The 17,648-nt window shown below is 56.9% G+C and carries 14 protein-coding genes; 10 read left to right on the top strand and 4 right to left on the bottom strand.

Translation table 11 applies throughout. The features are described from left to right. The first annotated feature begins 3 nt into the window (after positions 1-3). Positions 4-2,496 (top strand): fimbria/pilus outer membrane usher protein, encoded by a 2,493-nt coding sequence (locus ACWKXX_RS12590; RefSeq protein WP_015570090.1) that lies wholly within the window; start codon positions 4-6, stop codon positions 2,494-2,496. Between the two features lie 15 nt (positions 2,497-2,511). Continuing rightward, positions 2,512-3,576 carry a fimbrial protein gene (locus ACWKXX_RS12585; RefSeq protein WP_032668888.1) on the top strand — a complete coding sequence of 355 codons (1,065 nt, stop codon included), beginning with the start codon at positions 2,512-2,514 and terminating at the stop codon, positions 3,574-3,576. A gap of 6 nt (positions 3,577-3,582) precedes the next feature. Here ACWKXX_RS12585 and ACWKXX_RS12580 read toward each other — a convergent pair whose 3' ends face one another. After that, positions 3,583-4,218, bottom strand: a complete 636-nt coding sequence (locus ACWKXX_RS12580) for a LuxR C-terminal-related transcriptional regulator (protein ID WP_015570092.1) — start codon at positions 4,216-4,218, stop codon at positions 3,583-3,585. Between the two features lie 570 nt (positions 4,219-4,788). Between ACWKXX_RS12580 and ACWKXX_RS12575 the strand changes: the two genes are divergently transcribed. Continuing rightward, positions 4,789-5,409 (top strand): LuxR C-terminal-related transcriptional regulator, encoded by a 621-nt coding sequence (locus tag ACWKXX_RS12575; RefSeq protein ID WP_015570093.1) that lies wholly within the window; start codon positions 4,789-4,791, stop codon positions 5,407-5,409. A gap of 75 nt (positions 5,410-5,484) precedes the next feature. After that, complete coding sequence (locus tag ACWKXX_RS12570; protein WP_015570094.1) at positions 5,485-6,165, top strand: EAL domain-containing protein; 681 nt, start codon at positions 5,485-5,487, stop codon at positions 6,163-6,165. Positions 6,166-6,198: 33 nt separating this feature from the next. On the opposite strand, the gene nlpA is transcribed toward ACWKXX_RS12570, so the two are convergent. Both nlpA and ACWKXX_RS12560 read right to left on the bottom strand, forming a co-directional pair. Next, a complete protein-coding gene (gene nlpA / locus ACWKXX_RS12565) occupies positions 6,199-6,999 on the bottom strand; it encodes a lipoprotein NlpA (RefSeq protein WP_020480549.1) in 801 nt (266 codons plus the stop codon). A 229-nt stretch (positions 7,000-7,228) separates the two neighbouring features. Further along, positions 7,229-8,728: an MDR family MFS transporter gene (locus ACWKXX_RS12560; RefSeq protein WP_063136754.1), complete on the bottom strand. Its 1,500-nt coding sequence runs from the start codon at positions 8,726-8,728 to the stop codon at positions 7,229-7,231. A gap of 78 nt (positions 8,729-8,806) precedes the next feature. Between ACWKXX_RS12560 and ACWKXX_RS12555 the strand changes: the two genes are divergently transcribed. Continuing rightward, on the top strand, positions 8,807-9,454 hold the full coding sequence (locus ACWKXX_RS12555) for a TetR/AcrR family transcriptional regulator (RefSeq protein WP_032103773.1): 648 nt from the start codon (positions 8,807-8,809) through the stop codon (positions 9,452-9,454). On the opposite strand, the gene ACWKXX_RS12550 is transcribed toward ACWKXX_RS12555, so the two are convergent. Then, positions 9,451-9,870: a GNAT family N-acetyltransferase gene (locus ACWKXX_RS12550; protein WP_261665858.1), complete on the bottom strand. Its 420-nt coding sequence runs from the start codon at positions 9,868-9,870 to the stop codon at positions 9,451-9,453. The genes ACWKXX_RS12555 and ACWKXX_RS12550 overlap by 4 nt on opposite strands. Positions 9,871-10,055: 185 nt before the next feature. Here ACWKXX_RS12550 and ACWKXX_RS12545 point away from each other — a divergent pair, with 185 nt between their 5' ends. From ACWKXX_RS12545 to ACWKXX_RS12525, 5 genes are all read left to right on the top strand, one after another. Continuing rightward, a complete protein-coding gene (locus ACWKXX_RS12545; RefSeq protein WP_000104919.1) occupies positions 10,056-10,625 on the top strand; it encodes a TetR/AcrR family transcriptional regulator in 570 nt (189 codons plus the stop codon). A 147-nt stretch (positions 10,626-10,772) separates the two neighbouring features. Beyond that, positions 10,773-11,894 (top strand): efflux RND transporter periplasmic adaptor subunit, encoded by a 1,122-nt coding sequence (locus tag ACWKXX_RS12540; RefSeq protein ID WP_017383665.1) that lies wholly within the window; start codon positions 10,773-10,775, stop codon positions 11,892-11,894. Then, on the top strand, positions 11,894-15,004 hold the full coding sequence (locus ACWKXX_RS12535) for an efflux RND transporter permease subunit (protein ID WP_261665859.1): 3,111 nt from the start codon (positions 11,894-11,896) through the stop codon (positions 15,002-15,004). Before ACWKXX_RS12540 ends, ACWKXX_RS12535 begins: the two co-directional genes overlap by 1 nt. Next, positions 15,004-16,368: an efflux transporter outer membrane subunit gene (locus ACWKXX_RS12530; RefSeq protein ID WP_023302835.1), complete on the top strand. Its 1,365-nt coding sequence runs from the start codon at positions 15,004-15,006 to the stop codon at positions 16,366-16,368. The genes ACWKXX_RS12535 and ACWKXX_RS12530 overlap by 1 nt, the downstream gene beginning before the upstream one ends. 49 nt (positions 16,369-16,417) lie before the next feature. Continuing rightward, positions 16,418-17,575 (top strand): multidrug effflux MFS transporter, encoded by a 1,158-nt coding sequence (locus ACWKXX_RS12525; protein ID WP_032646699.1) that lies wholly within the window; start codon positions 16,418-16,420, stop codon positions 17,573-17,575. The last annotated feature ends 73 nt before the right edge of the window (positions 17,576-17,648 follow it).

Here is a 17,648-nt window from a genome sequence, read left to right as displayed (position 1 = left end):
ACCATGAAAATGAAACAAAACAGACTCTGTCTGCTGGCAGTCTGCACGCTTCTGCTTTCGCATAAATCAGGGGCCGTCTCGTTTGATCCCTCCCTGCTTGCTGGCGCATCCGGTGAGTCCGATCTGTCTCGCTTTTCCGAAAACAACGCCATGCCTGCCGGCAGTCAGGAGATGGATATCTACGTAAACGGCAGCTGGAAGGGACGTTATACCGTCATCTACGGCGAGCAGCGTGACGACATCCGCCTTGCCTGGAAAGATGCCCGGTCGCTGGGCATCAACACCACATCCGTGCCTGCGCCCGCCATTGCGCACGGGCAGGTCCAGCTGCGCGATCTGGTTCAGGGCGGTGAAGTCAAAACCGATACCAGCACCCTGAGTCTGGCGCTTACCGTTCCGCAGGCGGCCGTGCAGCGTACTGAAGAAGGTTACATTGCCCCCCAGTTCTGGGACGAGGGGATCCCGGCGCTGATGCTCTCGTGGAACACGACCTGGTACAACACCCGCGCGAAAGGCACTGCGAAAGACACAAATGATGATTTTTATGCCGGGCTGGATTCCGGCGCCAATCTGTTCGGCTGGCAGTTTCGCGACAGCAGCGCCTGGCGGAAAACCGCCAGCGGAGAGAGTAGCTGGCAGAATAATACCCGCTACCTGCGCCGTCCCCTGGCCTCGCTGAAATCCAACCTGACGCTGGGTGACTTTTATATTCCTGGCGATCTGTTTGATTCCCTGCGCGTGCGCGGCGTGTCGCTGGCGTCGGATATGAAGATGCGCCCAAATTCACAGCAGGGTTTTTCACCGGTGGTTCACGGCGTGGCAAGGACGAACGCCCTGGTGAAAGTTATCCAGAATGGCAACGTGATCTATCAGGAGAACGTGCCGCCGGGCCAGTTTACCCTCGACAGCATTCAACCTACCGGGTCCGCGGGCGATTTGCTGGTGGTGGTGCGTGAAGCGGACGGTTCACAGCAGTCCTTCACGGTGCCGTTTTCCGCCGTGCCCGGGATGCTAAAAGAAGGGGTGAGCCAGTACAGCGTAGTGGCGGGTAAAGTGCATCAGAACACGCTCGATGCCGAACCCGCATTCATGCAGGCCACGCTGCGCTACGGGTTTAATAACCTCATCACCGGGTATACCGGGACGATTATTAGCGATAACTACCAGGCCGGGCTTGTCGGTACCGGGTGGAACCTTCCCTTTGGCGCGGTCTCGTTTGATGTCACCCACGCCAAAACCACCCTACAGGATCGCACCAGCAGCGGTCAGAGTTATCGCGTGTCGTACAGCAAATTTATCGATACCACCGCCACCAACTTCACCCTGGCGGCCTATCGCTATTCCACTAAAGGCTATTACAGCTTCAGCGACGCGCTCTATTCGCGCGAAGGGTATCAGCGCCTGAGAGCGCAGTACGACGACTATGAAGATCGGTTTGGCGTTGCGCCCGACATGTCGCTAAGCACCTGGGACGCCCTGCGCGCGGCGCAGCCCAAAAATACCTTTACGCTTAACCTTAATCAGCGCCTGCTCAATAACTGGGGCACGGTGTTTGTCTCCGGCACACAGCGCGATTACTGGAACTCACAGCAAACCACGCGCGAATATCAGATGGGCTATTCCAACGCCATCGGCCGCGCCAGCTATACCCTGTCGGCCAGCCGGGTACGGAACAGGGACAGTGAAGAAGAGACGCGCCTTTACCTCTCCCTCAGCCTGCCGTTCTCGCTGTTTGATAATAATGCGTGGATCACCTCCAGCCTGACGGCCAGCGATTCGCATTACGAACAGAGCAATATCAGCATGAGCGGGAACGCGCTGGCGTCGAACCGCCTGAGCTATACCCTCTCCGGCAGTAATGCGCGTGGGGGTAAAAATGCGGCAAGCGTTAACGCCGCGTACCGTTCGAACTTCGCGACACTCGGTGGCTCTTACAGCGAATCCTCCGACTACCGCCAGACCGGGCTCAGCGGGCGCGGAAGCCTGGTGGCCTACCCGTGGCACGTTCTCGCCTCAAACGAAACCGGCACAACCATGACTATCGTCGATGCGCCAAAGGCGGAGGGACTGATGGTGAACGGCGATGAAAGCATTATGACGAACCGCGATGGCGTGGCGCTGGTCCCTTACGCCACCCCGTATCGCAAAAACGCCATTACGTTAACCGAAACGGAAAACAGCGCTGGCGCGGAGGTGATCGGCAATATGGCTAACGTGGCGCCTTATGACGGGGCGGTGAGTTATATCCGCTTCGAAACCGATAAGCGCCAGTCATGGGTACTTCATGCGACGCGCACCGACGGCAAACCGCTGCCGTTTGGCACTGAAGTGCTGGATGAACACGGTGGATCTGTCGGGTATGTCGGCCAGGCCAGCGTACTGTATATCCGTGCTGAACAGCCGCCACGCGCGCTCAACGTGCATCTCCGCAGCGGAAAGTGCGAAATCTCCTCCCCGGCCTGGGGGCTGAACAGCCCCTCATCGGTTTGCCATTAATTACGGATTATCAAAATGTTACGATCATTCATGTTCCTGCTCCTCACCAGCATTAGCGGGATGAGCTATGCCACCTGCTCCGGCAGCAGCATCGTTTATGGCACACCGATTACCATTGATTTATCGGATAAGCTGAGCCCGGCCACGCCCACATGGACCGGCAGCTTCAGCACCCAGTACAGCGGCTCGTTCAACTGTACGACGGGTAACAGTGAATTTTCTTACACGCCGATCCTCTCGACCGACAGCAAATACGCGACCATCCTCGGGTTCAGCAATAACAAGTATATGGTGCGGGCGGAGATCACCAATCCCCCGGCCAATAAAACCCTGTCTGCCAGCGGTAGCCATACGGCGTCTGAGCTGAACACACCGTTTACGGTTCGCTTCACCCTCGTTAACCAGAGCGGTACCACCCTGACGGGGGATACGGCGAACATGAGCGACGTTCTGTTCGTCAGCGACATGAGCGGGTTATCCATCTGGGAAATCATCACCTGGCCAATCAATCAGGTCATCAAGATAGCGCAGTGGTTATTCAGCGGGTTCAAGTGGCCTTACGACAACCGCGATATGTTTGGTCAGCCGATGATCATCAAATACGCGCCGAAACTGACTACCTGTTCCTTTGATAATGCGGGGCTGACCGTGGCGCTGCCGACGCTCGGCATTCCCCAGCTCAGTGCATCCTCACAGCCGGGGCTGACGCCTTTTTCACTGAACATGAGCTGTCAGAACGTCGGGGTTAATGGCAATTCCGATCGGGCAATTGAGATGTTTCTGTCCAGCACGCAGCTGCTCTCAACCGACAGCTCGGTGCTGATCGACAGCAGCAGTAGCGCGGCGCAGGGCGTGGGGCTCCGCCTGATAAAACGTGACGCCCCGCAAACGCCGGTGACCTTCTCTACCTCAACCACCAGCCGTGGCAACGCCACGATGATTTTCAGCGTGGCGGCTGGCGCGGCGCTGGACGAACATTTCACCCTTCCGATGGCGGCGTACTATTACGTGTGGGCGCCCGCCCAGGTGAGCCAGGGTAAGATCAATACATCGGCTACGCTGAATATTATCTATCCCTGATGTGAACTATTCCTCCATCTTTCCAACCGCTTGCACATACTTAATCAGTTCGCTGTGGTTGGAAAGATTCAGCTTTTTCATTGCATTGTGTTTCTGTGTCGCAATGGTACTGACCGAACGGTTTCGATGACGGGCAATCTCCGTCGTTGAAAATCCTTCCACGATAAGATGAAGCACCTCCCACTCTCTGGCCGAGAGGATGGAACGCGCCCGGGAGCCGGACCGCATTACCCGCCTGAGCCACGAAGAGATCGACGGTTTTTGCCCGTCCGCCATGAGCAACGCGGGTAATTCCTTTTTCAGTTCAGTCAATTCATCCTGCTGACTGATGGTTAATTCAAATTTCATCTCCAGAACTTTTTTTAACAGCCCGTAAGGCAGCTCGGGCACCAACAGAACACGCCTGACGTGATGGGTTTTACATAAAGATGTAAAACGGCTGCTGACCTCCGCACTCCACTCTTTATGATTAAGCAGATAATTAAATTCAGTGAAGAAAACATCCACGTTATTATCCGCCACCGCCGCCAGCGCCTGTTCTGTGGAATCGACCTGAGTAATGTTCAGTACGTAATCGGGTAAAAGATCCTGGAGCGCCCGGAATATTATCTCTTTAAATATATTTATTTTGTAAAACACCATTACCCTTACGATACGTTCAGTATTATTCATGTCTTTTCTAAATTCTCGTGACCGGAGGAAAATGATAATAGTTTATGTACTCACCACTCACAACCTCTTCGCGCCAGGATTTTATCCTTCTCAGGCTTAAAAATCTGAACAAGGACATTAAATTCATAGAAAAAATTCTATTTTATTCTGCACGCCGTTTCCCCTCGCAGATAAAGCCCTGTCGATAATCCTGCCACGATCACAATTTTTCTTACAGGAACAGCAGTAAATCACTGAAAAAGCGGTGGATTAACCCCATTAATCAACCTTCTGATGCTTATTATCCGCTCATTTATAGAATAAAAATCTGGCATGAATATTATTAGAAGATTAAAACAATTGCATATACCATTAAAACCATTTTTCAATTTTATCTTCCGCTAATAATTGGCTTCAGCTTTACTCGACGGTTTGTATTGGCTTACATTGATGCCATCGCATCGCGTTATTTAAAAAAGTGCTCGCTATTCTTTTAATAAGAGAGTGCGAACCGCCATTTTCTCTTATATGGACTGTTTACTCAGCGAAAGGAGAATGCCAATGCAAAATAAAAAAACAATTCACGTTGCCGTTGTTGACAGCTGCGAATTCACGATGATTGGCCTGCAATCGCTTGGAAAGCGTGAGCCTGATGAAAAACACGACGTTATTTTCCATGGATTTACCCATATCGAAGAACTTGCTATGAGTGAACAACTCTTTGATATCATCATTTATGATCCGTTGAATACGCGTCATTTCCGGGTGACGACGAATGACGACATTCTCTGTATTAAACAGAAACAAGTGACAGCGAAGATCTATATCTATTCGTTATCCGCCGGCTATTTGAAATTCAAACATGTTGATGGAGTCATCAGCAAAAGAGTCTCCCTGGGGGATATCAAAGCGCTGTGGCAAATACTGATGAGCCAGACGCCGCAAGAGTCTGGCCGTTACAACGTAGGCATGACGACCCGCTTACGCACCCCGGCGAGGCTGTCCAGCGAGGAGGCAAGCGTACTGCGCGGCTATTCCTGTAATCTCAAAACCAAGCAAATCGCCCGTCAGCTGGGGTGTAACGTCAGGCTGGTTTACTTTTATAAGAACAACGCCATGAACAAGCTTAAGGCCGTGCGTGGTCCCTCGTTTTACCAGAGCATTCGCTGGATCCTGAATTAAAAATTTGACCGTGTGTCGTTTGCCTTTTGTTCCCGTGTCCGCGGGAACCTTTTTTCATTTCCTGAAGGCTGTTCCATGTATACCGTTCTTCCCTCTCCCCTGTTGCAACGTATCTCAGGGCTGCGATTCCAGCCGCTTGTCGATCTTCATTCGGGCCAGGTGTTCGCGCATGAAGTTCTCGTGGAGATCCATAACGTCAATCTTGAGGTGCTGTTTGCCTCGCTGCCCTCGCGCAGCGCGCTGCAAATCTTCTTCTGGCAGGCCAACACCCTGTTACAGATACCCGCCCGGGACGCTTACTGGCTAAACCTTCCGGCAGAACACCTTCTCAACGAACGCGCTATCCGGTTGTTGCTGGCGTTACGCCATCAGCAGCGGTTAACGATTGAAATTCAGGATCCCCTCACCATCACACGGCTGAGCGAGGATGAGCAACGTCGCCTTCATGCCACGCTTGTTCGGTTAAAAGAGGCGGGATGGCAAATCTGGCTGGACGATTTAACCCGGGAGTTGGCGGAGGCGTTCGCGCGGCTTGCGCTGCCGCTGGATGGGGTGAAAATTGACCGCTCAGCGCTGCGCGAGCGCGCGCCGCTTGCCCCGTTTGTACAGGAGGTCAGGGCAGGTATCGCGCAATCAATTCTTATAGAAGGCATCGAAAACTCGCGGGATCTGGCGCGCGCCCGCGCGTCCGGCGCACAGTCTGGTCAGGGTTTTCTGTGGCCCGAAAGCCGAACCGATGCCCGCGTAACGCTTTGACGGCCAGCGGAGCGCTGGCCTTTTTACCGGGGCTTACCAGCCCGGCACCGCGCCACCGTTAAAAATGGTCTCCGCCGCTTTCGCCACTTCCGGCGACTGATAGGACTGGATAAATTCCTTCACGTTTTCGGCGTCTTTGTTCTCTTCACGCGTGACCACAATATTCACGTAGGGTGAGTTTTTGTCTTCGATAAAGACGCTGTCGTGTACCGGAGAAAGCCCCGTTTGCTGGAGATAGGTGGTACTGATGATGGCCACATCCACTTTCGGATCGTCCAGCACGCGCGGCAGCTGCGCCCCTTCCAGCTCCATAATCTGTAAGTTTTTCGGGTTCGCGGTAATATCCAGCGCCGTTGGCAGCAGGCCAACATCCGGTTTAAGGGTAATCAGCTTCTCTTTTTGCAGCAGCAACAGCGCGCGGCCAAGGTTGGTGGGATCGTTTGGAATCGCAATGGTTGCGCCGTCCTTCAGCTCAGAGACCGATTTAATCTTTCGGGAGTAACCCGCCATCGGGAAGACGAAGGTATTGGCCACGGCGACCAGCTTGTAATTGTGCGCCTTGTTATCTTCTGCGAGGAACGGGCGATGCTGGAAGACGTTGGCGTCCAGTTCGCCCTGGTTGGTGGCATCGTTGGGCAGCAGCGAGCCGCTAAAGCCCACCAGCTCAACATCCAGACCGTATTTCTCCTTTGCCACCTTTTTGGCGACTTCCGCCACGTCCTGCTCAGCGCCATTGATCACGCCGACTTTAATGTGTCTGGCATCATTGCCGCCCTGATCACAGCCCGCGAGCAGCAGGCCAGTCAGGAGAAGCGCACCCAATCGAAGTTTCACGAGACAGTTCCTTTTGATAGACGTTTTGAAGACTATATCGACAACGAGACGGCAGGCTAAAAAACGAAAAGGAATCAGTAAGACGGTTAAGTTATATGCGGCCTGTTGCCGGGTGGCGCTGCGCTCACCCGGCCTACGTGACGGGGGAAGTGTAGGCCCGGTAAGCGTAGCGCCACCGGGCGATGGGCATCAGGCTACGGTAGTCCAGGCGCAAGCAGAACCGCTTCCCTCACGCCTGCCGACGCAGCGGCGCTTCGCGCAAAAACCACGACAGCACAAACGCCAGCACCATAATCCCCGCCGCCAGCATGAATACCGCATGGATCGCCGAGCCGAACGCATCCAGATAGTCCAGACGCAGGGCATCAGGCAGATGGTGTATGGCAACGGGATTAAGTTCGCGCGGCAGTTCCGCCCCTTCCGGCAGCCTGTCGATCAGGCCTGATTGCAGAATATGGGTGAACACCGCGCCAAACAGCGCAACGCCAATCGCCCCGCCAATGGAACGGAACAGCGTCACCCCAGACGTCGCGACGCCGTATTGATCGGCTGACACGCTGTTCTGCACCGCCAGCACCAGCACCTGCATCACCAGTCCCAGCCCCATGCCCAGCACGCCGGTAAACAGGTACAGCTGCCAGGTTGGGGAGGTGATTGAAATGCGCGTCAGTAATACCATCCCCACCACGCCGAGCAGCGTGCCGAGGATCGGGAACAGACGATATTTCCCGGTACGGCTGATGATGCGCCCGCTGATAATGGAGGTGAGCAACAGCCCCCCCATCAGGGGGATCAGCTGCAAACCGGCCTGCGTCGGCGTGGCGTCTTTTACCACCTGTAAATAGAGCGGCAGGAAAGTGACGGAGCCAAACAGCGACATGCCGATAATAAAACCGATCAGGCTACAGAGCAGGAAGCTGCGGTCGCGGAAGAGCGACAGCGGGATAATCGGCTCCCACGCCAGCCGCTCTTCGTAGATAAACCCGGCGATCCCCGTCAGGCCGAAGGCCAGAATGCACCACAGCTGCGGGTCGCTCCATTGGCGGATCGTCCCGCCCTCGGTGGTAAACAGAATGATGCACAGCAACGCCATGCTGAGGTAAATCGCCCCCAGGTAGTCAATCTCATGCTTGCTGCGCCGCGCGCTGCCGTGGAAAACCGCGCCAATCACCAGCAGGGCAAACAGCCCCAGCGGCAGGTTGATGTAGAAAATCCAGCGCCAGGATGCGTGCTGAACGATAAACCCGCCGATCAGCGGCCCTATCACCGTCGCCAGGCCAAACACGCCGCCAAACAACCCCTGATAGCGACCCCGATCGGCAGGCGGGATCACGTCCGCCACGGCAGCCATGCTGATCACCATCAGACCGCCGCCCCCCAGCCCTTGCAGGGCGCGCATCAGCACCAGCTGGGTCATGTTCTGCGCCAGACCGCACAGCGCGGACCCTACAAGAAACAGCACAATCGCGATTTGCAGAACGATTTTTCGGCCAAACAGATCGCCGAATTTGCCGTACAGCGGCACCACGATGGTCGAACTGAGGATATAGGCCGTTACCACCCACGAGAGCTTATCCAGCCCGCCCAGCTCACCGACGATGGTCGGCAGCGCGGTGGAGACAATGGTCTGATCCAGCGCCGAGAGCAGCATCACCAGCAGGAGTGCGCTGAACAGCAGCTTAATCGACGGCGCCTTTTTCGCAGGTTGAGTCATTACGTAGGACTCCATAAGACATCACTTGAAATTAATTAATCGTATAATTAATATTTGTGGAAGTGATGAATAAGATCAAGAGATACGGTGACCATGCCAGCACAAAAGGACAATTCTGAACCCCGCCGCCCCGGTCGGCCACGCGGCGGCAAGCGCGTTACCGCCAGCCGTGAACAGCTGCTGGACATCGCCCTGAACCTCTTTTCCCGCCAGGGGATCGCCAATACGTCGTTGAACGCTATTGCCCGCGAAGCAGGCGTGACGCCCGCCATGCTGCACTACTACTTCAACTCCAGAGAACAGTTACTGGATGCGATGATTGAGGAGCGCTTCCTGCCGTTACGCGAGCGGATCGGGGCGATTTTCGCCGACAACCGGGATTCGCCGGTGGATGCCCTGACGGAAATGGTCAGGGTGCTGGCCGAACTGGCGGAAAAGTATCGCTGGTTTGCCCCGCTGTGGATGCAGGAGGTGATTGGCGAGATGCCGGTACTGCGCACCCATTTGCAGGCACGCTTTGGCGATGAGAAATATCACACCACGCTGGCAACCATCAAAGGCTGGCAGCAGGAAGGAAAGCTGAATCCGGCGCTGGCCCCCGAACTGCTGTTCACTACGCTGCTGAGCCTGGTGCTGGTGCCGTTCTCCCGCATGCGCAATGACGAGAGGCTTAACGCCCTCTCGCCGGAGATCGTGGTGCGCCACGTGTTAGCCGTGATAGGCACCGGGATCGGCGGTTAAAGATTTTTGGACAGATAGTGTCTCTGCATTCCCTGATAAGGGTAATCCTGCAAGGACATCTGCACCTGATAACCCTGCTTTTCATAGAACGGGCGCGCCTGGAAGCTGACCGTATCCACCAGCGCGTGACGACAGCCTTTGCGACGGGCCCCCTCTTCAGCCGTTTTGATAAGCTGGCTTCCCACGCCCGTTCCCCGCACGCTGTCGCTGACCCACAGATAGTCGATGTTCAGCCAGTCGCCTTTCCGTACGCCGATTAACCCGCCCAGCATGACGCCATTGTCGTCTCGCATATATACGCCAATATCGCCGCCAAATGTCGACAGATCTAAAAACTGCGCGTTATAGGCTCTTAGCCCCGTTAATAATTCTTCTTTTTCTTCGGCTGTGACATTATCTGTAATGCTCAGATGCATAATTCTCTCCTTATTTTCAGCGCAATCTGAATATCTCACAGCTTAACCTTCATAAAAACTCCTTATTTTCTCCATTGTTTATACCTGGAAATATTCATTCAATATGTAAATAAAAAAAGCCTTTCCAATAGTCTCCGAAAACGTATAATGAGAACGATCATTCTCACTTTTTACGGTAGCCGACAATGAGTACAAAGCTGGAAGAACGACAAAAACTGCGGCAGGACGAAATCATTACCGCCGCGCGCCGCTGCTTTCGCGCCAGCGGGTTTCACGCTGCCAGCATGTCGCAGATCGCCAGCGAAGCCAGGCTCAGCGTCGGACAAATCTATCGCTATTTCAGTAACAAAGACGCGATTATTGAAGAGATGATCCGGCGCATTATCGACTCACGTATTGAAGAGATGCAGGGCAAAACCCTGGTTGAAGGGATGCCGCAGGCGCTTGCCTGGCGCCAGACGCTTAACGAAGACGATGACGCGCTGATGCTCGAAATGTCCGCAGAGGCCACGCGCAATCCGCTGGTGGCAAACATGCTGATCGAAGCCGAAGCCCGCATGTTCGCCAACGCCTGTGAGCACCTGAAAAAGCAGTTCCCTCACCTGAGCGATGAGCATATTCGCTGCTGCGTGGAGATTACCGCCGTGATGATCGAAGGCACGATTTACCGTCGACTCACGCCTTTAAAAGTACCGTCAGAACAATTAGAGCCTATATACCAGAATATTTTAAATATGATTTTCTCTGCGAAGTAATCGCATGTGAATAATTAGCGGAAATAAGTAATTTCCCTTTTTTCATTTCTGGCTCAGCCAGAGATGCGGGATCGCTGTGCTTTTAATTAGCCCTCCTCCCTGTTAAGCGATTAACAGGGCAGGCTTCGTTCACCCTGGAAAAAGATTATGAAAACCATAACAACCTCCATCGCGGCATTACTCCTCCTGACAGGGTGCGATAATGCGCAAACATCTGCTCCTCAACGTCCTCTTCCGGAAGTGGGGATTGTCACACTCATGAGCCAGCCGGTGTCCGTCGTCAGCGAGCTGACCGGTCGCACCGCCGCCGCAATGAGCGCCGAAGTGCGCCCCCAGGTAGGTGGCATTATCCAGAAGCGCCTGTTCACCGAAGGCGATACGGTCAAGGCCGGGCAAGCGCTGTATCAGATCGATCCTTCCAGCTACCGCGCCGCGTATGATGAAGCCGCCGCCGCACTGAAACAGGCGCAGGCGCTGGTGCAGGCCGACTGCCAGAAAGCCCGGCGTTATGCGCAGCTGGTGAAGGACGACGGCGTATCACGTCAGGATGCGGAAGACGCGAAGTCCACCTGCGCGCAGGACAAGGCCAGCGTCGAGTCAAAGAAAGCCGCGCTGGAAAGCGCCCGCATTAACCTCAACTGGACCACCGTCACCGCGCCGATTGCCGGACGTATCGGCATCTCCTCTGTGACCCCCGGCGCGCTGGTGACCGCCCAGCAGGATACCGCGCTGGCCACCATTCGCGGGCTGGACAGTATGTACGTCGATTTAACCCGTTCCAGCGCCGATCTGCTGCGTTTACGCAAGCAAACCCTCGCCAGCAACAGCGATACGCTGAACGTGTCGTTGATTCTCGAAGACGGCAGCAGCTACAGCGAAAAAGGCCGCCTGGCGCTGACCGAAGTGGCGGTGGATGAGTCTACCGGCTCAGTTACCCTGCGCGCCGTCTTCCCGAACCCGCAGCATCAGCTTCTGCCGGGCATGTTCGTCCGCGCCAGAGTGGATGAAGGCATCATGAATGACGCGATCCTCGCCCCGCAGCAGGGCATCACTCGCGACGCCAAAGGCACCGCCACCGCGCTGGTGGTGAACGCCAGCAACAAGGTCGAACAGCGTCAGCTGGAGACGGGTGACACCTACGGCGACAAATGGCTGGTGCTGAGCGGTTTGAAGGCGGGCGATAAGCTGATTGTGGAAGGCACCGATAAAGTCACCGCCGGGCAGGAAGTGAAAGCTGAAGAGATGAAAACCAACGGAGGAAACGCCTGATGTTTTCCCGTTTCTTCGTGCGTCGCCCGGTCTTTGCCTGGGTTATCGCCATTCTCATCATGCTCGCCGGAATGCTGGCGATCCGCACGCTGCCCGTTGCGCAGTACCCGGACGTGGCTCCGCCGTCGATCAAAATCTCCGCCACCTATACCGGTGCCTCCGCACAGACGCTGGAAAACAGCGTGACGCAGGTGATCGAGCAGCAGCTCACCGGGCTGGATAACCTGCTCTACTTCACCTCCACCAGCAGCTCGGACGGGTCGGTGAGTATTAACGTCACGTTTGAACAGGGAACCGATCCGGACACCGCTCAGGTACAGGTGCAGAACAAAGTCCAGCAGGCGGAATCGCGCCTGCCGACCGAGGTGCAGCAGTCCGGGATCACCGTCGAAAAATCCCAGAGCAACTTCCTGCTGATCATGGGCGTATATGACAAAACCGACACCGCCAGCAGCTCGGATATCGCCGACTGGCTGGTGAGTAATATGCAGGATCCGCTGGCGCGCGTGGATGGCGTCGGTAGCCTACAGGTGTTCGGTGCAGAATACGCGATGCGCATCTGGCTCGACCCGGCGAAGCTGGCGTCGTACTCGCTGATGCCCTCCGACGTGCAGAGCGCGATTGAAGCGCAGAACGTGCAGGTTTCCGCCGGTAAAATCGGCGCACTGCCCTCGTCGAACGCCCAACAGCTGACCGCCACCGTCCGCGCTCAGTCGCGTCTGCAAACGGTCGATGAGTTCAAAAAGATCATCGTCAAGAGCCAGTCCAACGGTGCGGTGGTGCGCATCAGCGACGTCGCGCGCGTGGAGATGGGCAGCGAAGATTACACCGCCACCGCGAAGCTGAACGGCCACCCGGCGGCGGGTATGGCGGTGATGCTCTCACCGGGCGCCAACGCGCTTAACACCGCCACGGCGGTAAAAGATAAGATCGCCGAGTTCAAAAAGTCGATGCCGGAAGGCTACGATGTGGCCTACCCGAAAGACAGCACCGAGTTCATCAAGATCTCCGTTGAGGACGTGATTCAGACGCTGTTCGAAGCCATTATCCTCGTGGTGGTGGTGATGTACCTGTTCCTGCAAAACATCCGCGCGACGCTGATCCCGGCGCTGGCGGTGCCGGTGGTGCTGCTGGGCACCTTCGGCGTGCTGGCGCTGTTCGGTTACTCCATCAACACCCTGACGCTGTTTGCGATGGTGCTGGCGATAGGGCTTCTGGTGGATGACGCCATCGTGGTGGTGGAAAACGTCGAGCGTATTATGCGCGACGAAGGGCTGCCCGCCCGGGAAGCGACCGAAAAATCGATGGGCGAAATTTCCGGCGCGCTGATCGCCATTGCGCTGGTGCTCTCTGCGGTATTCCTGCCGATGGCCTTTTTCGGCGGCTCCACCGGGGTGATTTACCGTCAGTTCTCGGTCACCATTATTTCGGCGATGTTCCTCTCCGTGGTGGTGGCGCTGACCCTGACGCCCGCGCTGTGCGGCTCGATCCTGAATCACACCGCTCCGCACAAAAAAGGTTTCTTCGGCGCGTTTAACCGCTTCTACAGTAAGACCGAGCACGGCTATCAGAACAAGGTGCTGCGCGCCCTGCGCCGTTCCGGTGGCATGCTGGTGATCTACGCCCTGCTCTGCGGCGCGATGGGGTTCGCCATGCTAAAACTGCCGGGCAGCTTCCTGCCAACCGAAGACCAGGGTGAAATCATGGTGCAGTACACCCTGCCTGCCGGCGCAACCGCGGTGCGTACCGCCGAGGTAAGCCGCCAGGTACGCGAGTGGTTCCTCACCAAAGAGAAAGCCAATACCGACGTGATCTTCACCATTGAAGGCTTCAGCTTCAGTGGCAGCGGCCAGAACGCCGGGATGGCGTTCGTCTCCCTGAAAAACTGGTCAGAGCGCAAAGGCGAGGAAAACACCGCCCAGGCCATTGCCCTGCGCGCCACGCAGGAGCTGAGCACCATTCGGGATGCCACAATTTTCGCCATGACGCCCCCGGCGGTGGATGGTTTAGGCCAGAGCAACGGCTTTACCTTTGAGCTGATGGCCAGCGGCGGCACCGACCGCGACGCGCTGCTGAAACTGCGTAACCAGCTGATTGGCGAAGCCAACCAGGACAACTCGCTGCACGCCGTGCGCGCCAACGATCTGCCGCAGATGCCGCAGCTTCAGGTGGATATCGATAACAACAAAGCCGTGTCGCTGGGGCTCTCCCTGAGCGATGTTACCGACACCCTCTCCAGCGCCTGGGGCGGCACCTACGTGAACGACTTCATTGACCGTGGCCGTGTGAAAAAGGTCTACATCCAGGGCGACAGTGACTATCGCGCGGTGCCGTCGGATCTTAACAAATGGTATGTGCGCGGCAGCGACAGCACCATGACCCCGTTCTCCGCCTTCGCCACCACCCGCTGGGAGTATGGCCCGGAAAGCCTGGTGCGCTACAACGGCTCGGCGGCGTATGAAATTCAGGGCGAGAACGCCAGCGGCGCCAGCTCCGGTACGGCGATGAGCAAAATGGAGCAACTGGCGAATAACCTGCCGTCCGGCAGCACCTGGGCATGGAGCGGTTTGTCGTTGCAGGAAAAACTAGCGAGCGGTCAGGCGATGAGCCTCTATGCCCTCTCCATCCTCGTGGTGTTCCTGTGCCTGGCGGCGCTGTATGAGAGCTGGTCGGTGCCCATTTCGGTCATCCTCGTGATCCCGCTTGGGGTGCTGGGCGCGGCCATTGCCGCCTCCCTGCGTGGCCTGAGCAACGACGTCTACTTCCAGGTGGCGCTGCTGACCACCATCGGTCTGTCGTCGAAGAATGCCATTCTGATTGTCGAGTTTGCCGAAGCCAAAGTCGCCGAAGGCTACTCCCTGACGCGCGCCGCCCTGCGGGCCGCCCAGACGCGTCTGCGTCCGATTATCATGACCTCGCTGGCGTTTATCGCAGGCGTGACGCCGCTGGCGATTGCCACCGGCGCCGGGGCCAACAGCCGCGTGGCGATCGGTACCGGCATTATCGGCGGGACGCTGGCCGCGACGCTGCTGGCCATCTTCTTTGTTCCTTTATTCTTTGTACTGGTGAAACGTCTGTTCTCCGGTAAGCACGCAAACCGGAGGTCATAATGTTTCGTGAAACTGTTTTAGCGTTAGCCCTGCTGAGCGCAGGCTGTGTGTCATTAGATCCCACGTATCAGCGCCCGGACGCGCCCGTTCCGGCCACCCTGCCCGGCGCGCACGGCGAAGCCAACGCCGTGGTGAGCCAGTGGCAGCAGGTGATGAATGATGCGCGGTTGAAAAGCGTGGTGACGATGGCGCTCAACAGCAACCGCGACGTGCAAAAAGCGATAGCGGATATCGACGCCGCCCGTGCCCAGTATGGCGAGACGCGCTCGTCCCTGTTCCCGACGGTGGACGCGGAACTGAGCCACACCCGCAGCCGCACGCTGGCGAGCGGCGTCGCGACAAGTGACGAAGCCAACGGCGCGGTCTCCAGCTTCGAGCTGGATCTGTTTGGCCGCAACCAGAGCCTGTCGCGCGCCGCGCGTGAAACCTGGCTTGCCAGCGAATTCACCGCGCAGAACACGCGCCTGACGATGGTCAGCGAGCTGACCACGGCCTGGGTGACGCTGGCGGCGGATAACAGCAATCTGGCGCTGGCGAAGTCCACCCTGGAGAGCGCCGCAAACTCACTCAAGATTGTGAAGCGCCAGCAGGAAGTGGGCGTGGCAGCGGCAACGGACGTCAGTGAAGCGATGGCGGTTTACCAGCAGGCGCGCGCCAGCGTGGCGAGCTACCAGACGCTGGTGATGCAGGACAAAAACGCTCTCAACCTGCTGGCGGGCGATACGGTGCCCGAGAACCTGCTGCCCGGCACGCTGGAGAGCCTGAGCGACAACGCCATCACGCTGATCCCGGCGGGCGTCAGCTCCAGCGCGCTGCTGCGTCGTCCGGACATTCAGGAGGCGGAACATAACCTGCTGAGCGCCAACGCCAACATCGGCGCGGCGCGCGCCAACTTCTTCCCGACCATCTCGCTCACCGCCAGCGCGGGCGTCGGCAGCGATTCGCTGTCGTCCCTGTTCAGCCACGGGATGAAGGTCTGGTCGTTTGCACCTTCCATCACCCTGCCGCTGTTCAGCGGCGGCAACAATATGGCGCAGCTACGCTATGCGGAAGCCGAGAAAAAAGGGTTAATTGCGACCTATGAGAAAACCATCCAGAGCGCGTTCAAGGACGTGGCCGACGCGCTGGCGCGGCGCGAAACGTTGAGTGAACAGCTTGATGCCCAGCGTGAATACGTGGCGGCGGAGCAAAAAACGCTGGATGTGGCGACGCGCAGTTACAAGGCTGGCGCGGGCGATTATCTGACGGTGCTCACCGCGCAGCGGTCGCTGTGGTCGGCGCAGGAATCACTGATTGCCTTGCAGCAAACCGACCTGGAAAACCGCATCACGCTGTGGCAGTCGCTGGGCGGCGGGATTCAGTAACATCACTGCCGGGCGGCGCAACGCTGCCCGGCCATCAGAGTAAATACCTATGGCAAAACTCTCTTTTTCTTTCGCGGCCATCCTTGGCCTGCTGACGGCGATCGGGCCGCTGTGTTCCGATTTTTATCTTCCGGCGCTGCCGGAGATCGCCACCCAGCTCAACACCTCCACAACGCTGACGCAGCTTTCTCTTACCTCGGCGCTGATTGGCCTGGGGCTGGGACAACTTTTTTTCGGCCCGCTAAGCGATCGCATCGGACGTAAAACGCCGCTGCTGTTCTCACTTTTGCTGTTTGTACTGGCTTCAGTGCTTTGTGCCAGCACGCAGAATATTTACGCCCTGATCGGCTGGCGATTTGTGCAGGGCGTTGCCGGGGCGGGCGGCTCCGTACTTGCCCGCTCCATCGCCCGTGATAACTATCATGGCACGATGCTAACGCAGTTTTTTGCCCTACTGATGACGGTCAACGGCATCGCGCCCGTGGTGTCCCCGGTACTCGGTGGCTATATCGCGTCGCATTTCGACTGGCGGATGCTGTTCTGGGTAATGGCAGGGGCGGGTCTGGCGCTGCTGATCGCCAGCCAGCTTTTTATCCGCGAGTCCCTCACAGAGAAACAGGGCGGGGGATCGCTGACGCAAACCGCCAGGACGGTACTTAAAAATCGTCGCTTTATGCGCTACTGCCTGATCCAGGCCTTCATGCTGGCGGGGCTGTTCGCCTATATCGGGGCATCCTCCTTTGTGATGCAAAACGAGTATGGCCTGAGCGCCATGCAGTTCAGCCTGCTGTTCGGTGTGAACGGTATCGGCCTGATCGTCTCAGCGCTGATTTTCTCCCGTCTGGCACGCCGACACCCGGCGGAAGGGTTAATGCAAATAGGTCTGGTGTTGGCCGTAACCTGCGCGGGGCTGACGTTGCTCTTTGCGTGGATGCAGCTTTCCGTTCCGGCACTGATTGCACTCTTTTTCACCGTCGCATTTAACAGCGGGATCAGCACCATTGCGGGTTCAGAAGCGATGAGCGCAGTCGACGCGAAGGAGTCCGGCACAGCGTCAGCCATTCTGGGCATGCTGATGTTTTTATTCGGCGGGATCGCAGCGCCTCTTGCCGGTATCGGCGGAGAAACGATGCTGAAAATGAGTCTCGCGGTGTTAGTAAGCTATGGCATTGCACTGGCGATCGGATCTCGCACGCAGAATGCGTAAATTCATACTTTTGGCTTGAATCGCGTTGATGAATGTAACGATATATTTCAGGGGAAGCATGTGACTTTCAAAG

It is taken from the genome of Enterobacter sp. UPMP2061 (assembly GCF_053709615.1).
The sequence above is the reverse complement of the archived record's forward strand: the minus strand, read 5'-3'. Positions and strand labels throughout refer to the sequence as shown.

What these genes read in the sequence shown, in the direction of transcription:
- ACWKXX_RS12525 (WP_032646699.1), top strand. Translation starts at nt 16,418, where the DNA reads ATGGCAAAACTCTCTTTTTCTTTCGCGGCCATCCTTGGCCTGCTGACG.
- ACWKXX_RS12580 (WP_015570092.1), bottom strand. Translation starts at nt 4,218, where the DNA reads ATGGTGTTTTACAAAATAAATATATTTAAAGAGATAATATTCCGGGCG.
- ACWKXX_RS12575 (WP_015570093.1), top strand. Translation starts at nt 4,789, where the DNA reads ATGCAAAATAAAAAAACAATTCACGTTGCCGTTGTTGACAGCTGCGAA.
- ACWKXX_RS12530 (WP_023302835.1), top strand. Translation starts at nt 15,004, where the DNA reads ATGTTTCGTGAAACTGTTTTAGCGTTAGCCCTGCTGAGCGCAGGCTGT.
- ACWKXX_RS12560 (WP_063136754.1), bottom strand. Translation starts at nt 8,728, where the DNA reads ATGGAGTCCTACGTAATGACTCAACCTGCGAAAAAGGCGCCGTCGATT.
- ACWKXX_RS12545 (WP_000104919.1), top strand. Translation starts at nt 10,056, where the DNA reads ATGAGTACAAAGCTGGAAGAACGACAAAAACTGCGGCAGGACGAAATC.
- ACWKXX_RS12585 (WP_032668888.1), top strand. Translation starts at nt 2,512, where the DNA reads ATGTTACGATCATTCATGTTCCTGCTCCTCACCAGCATTAGCGGGATG.
- ACWKXX_RS12570 (WP_015570094.1), top strand. Translation starts at nt 5,485, where the DNA reads ATGTATACCGTTCTTCCCTCTCCCCTGTTGCAACGTATCTCAGGGCTG.
- ACWKXX_RS12550 (WP_261665858.1), bottom strand. Translation starts at nt 9,870, where the DNA reads ATGCATCTGAGCATTACAGATAATGTCACAGCCGAAGAAAAAGAAGAA.
- ACWKXX_RS12535 (WP_261665859.1), top strand. Translation starts at nt 11,894, where the DNA reads ATGTTTTCCCGTTTCTTCGTGCGTCGCCCGGTCTTTGCCTGGGTTATC.
- ACWKXX_RS12555 (WP_032103773.1), top strand. Translation starts at nt 8,807, where the DNA reads ATGCCAGCACAAAAGGACAATTCTGAACCCCGCCGCCCCGGTCGGCCA.
- ACWKXX_RS12590 (WP_015570090.1), top strand. Translation starts at nt 4, where the DNA reads ATGAAAATGAAACAAAACAGACTCTGTCTGCTGGCAGTCTGCACGCTT.
- ACWKXX_RS12540 (WP_017383665.1), top strand. Translation starts at nt 10,773, where the DNA reads ATGAAAACCATAACAACCTCCATCGCGGCATTACTCCTCCTGACAGGG.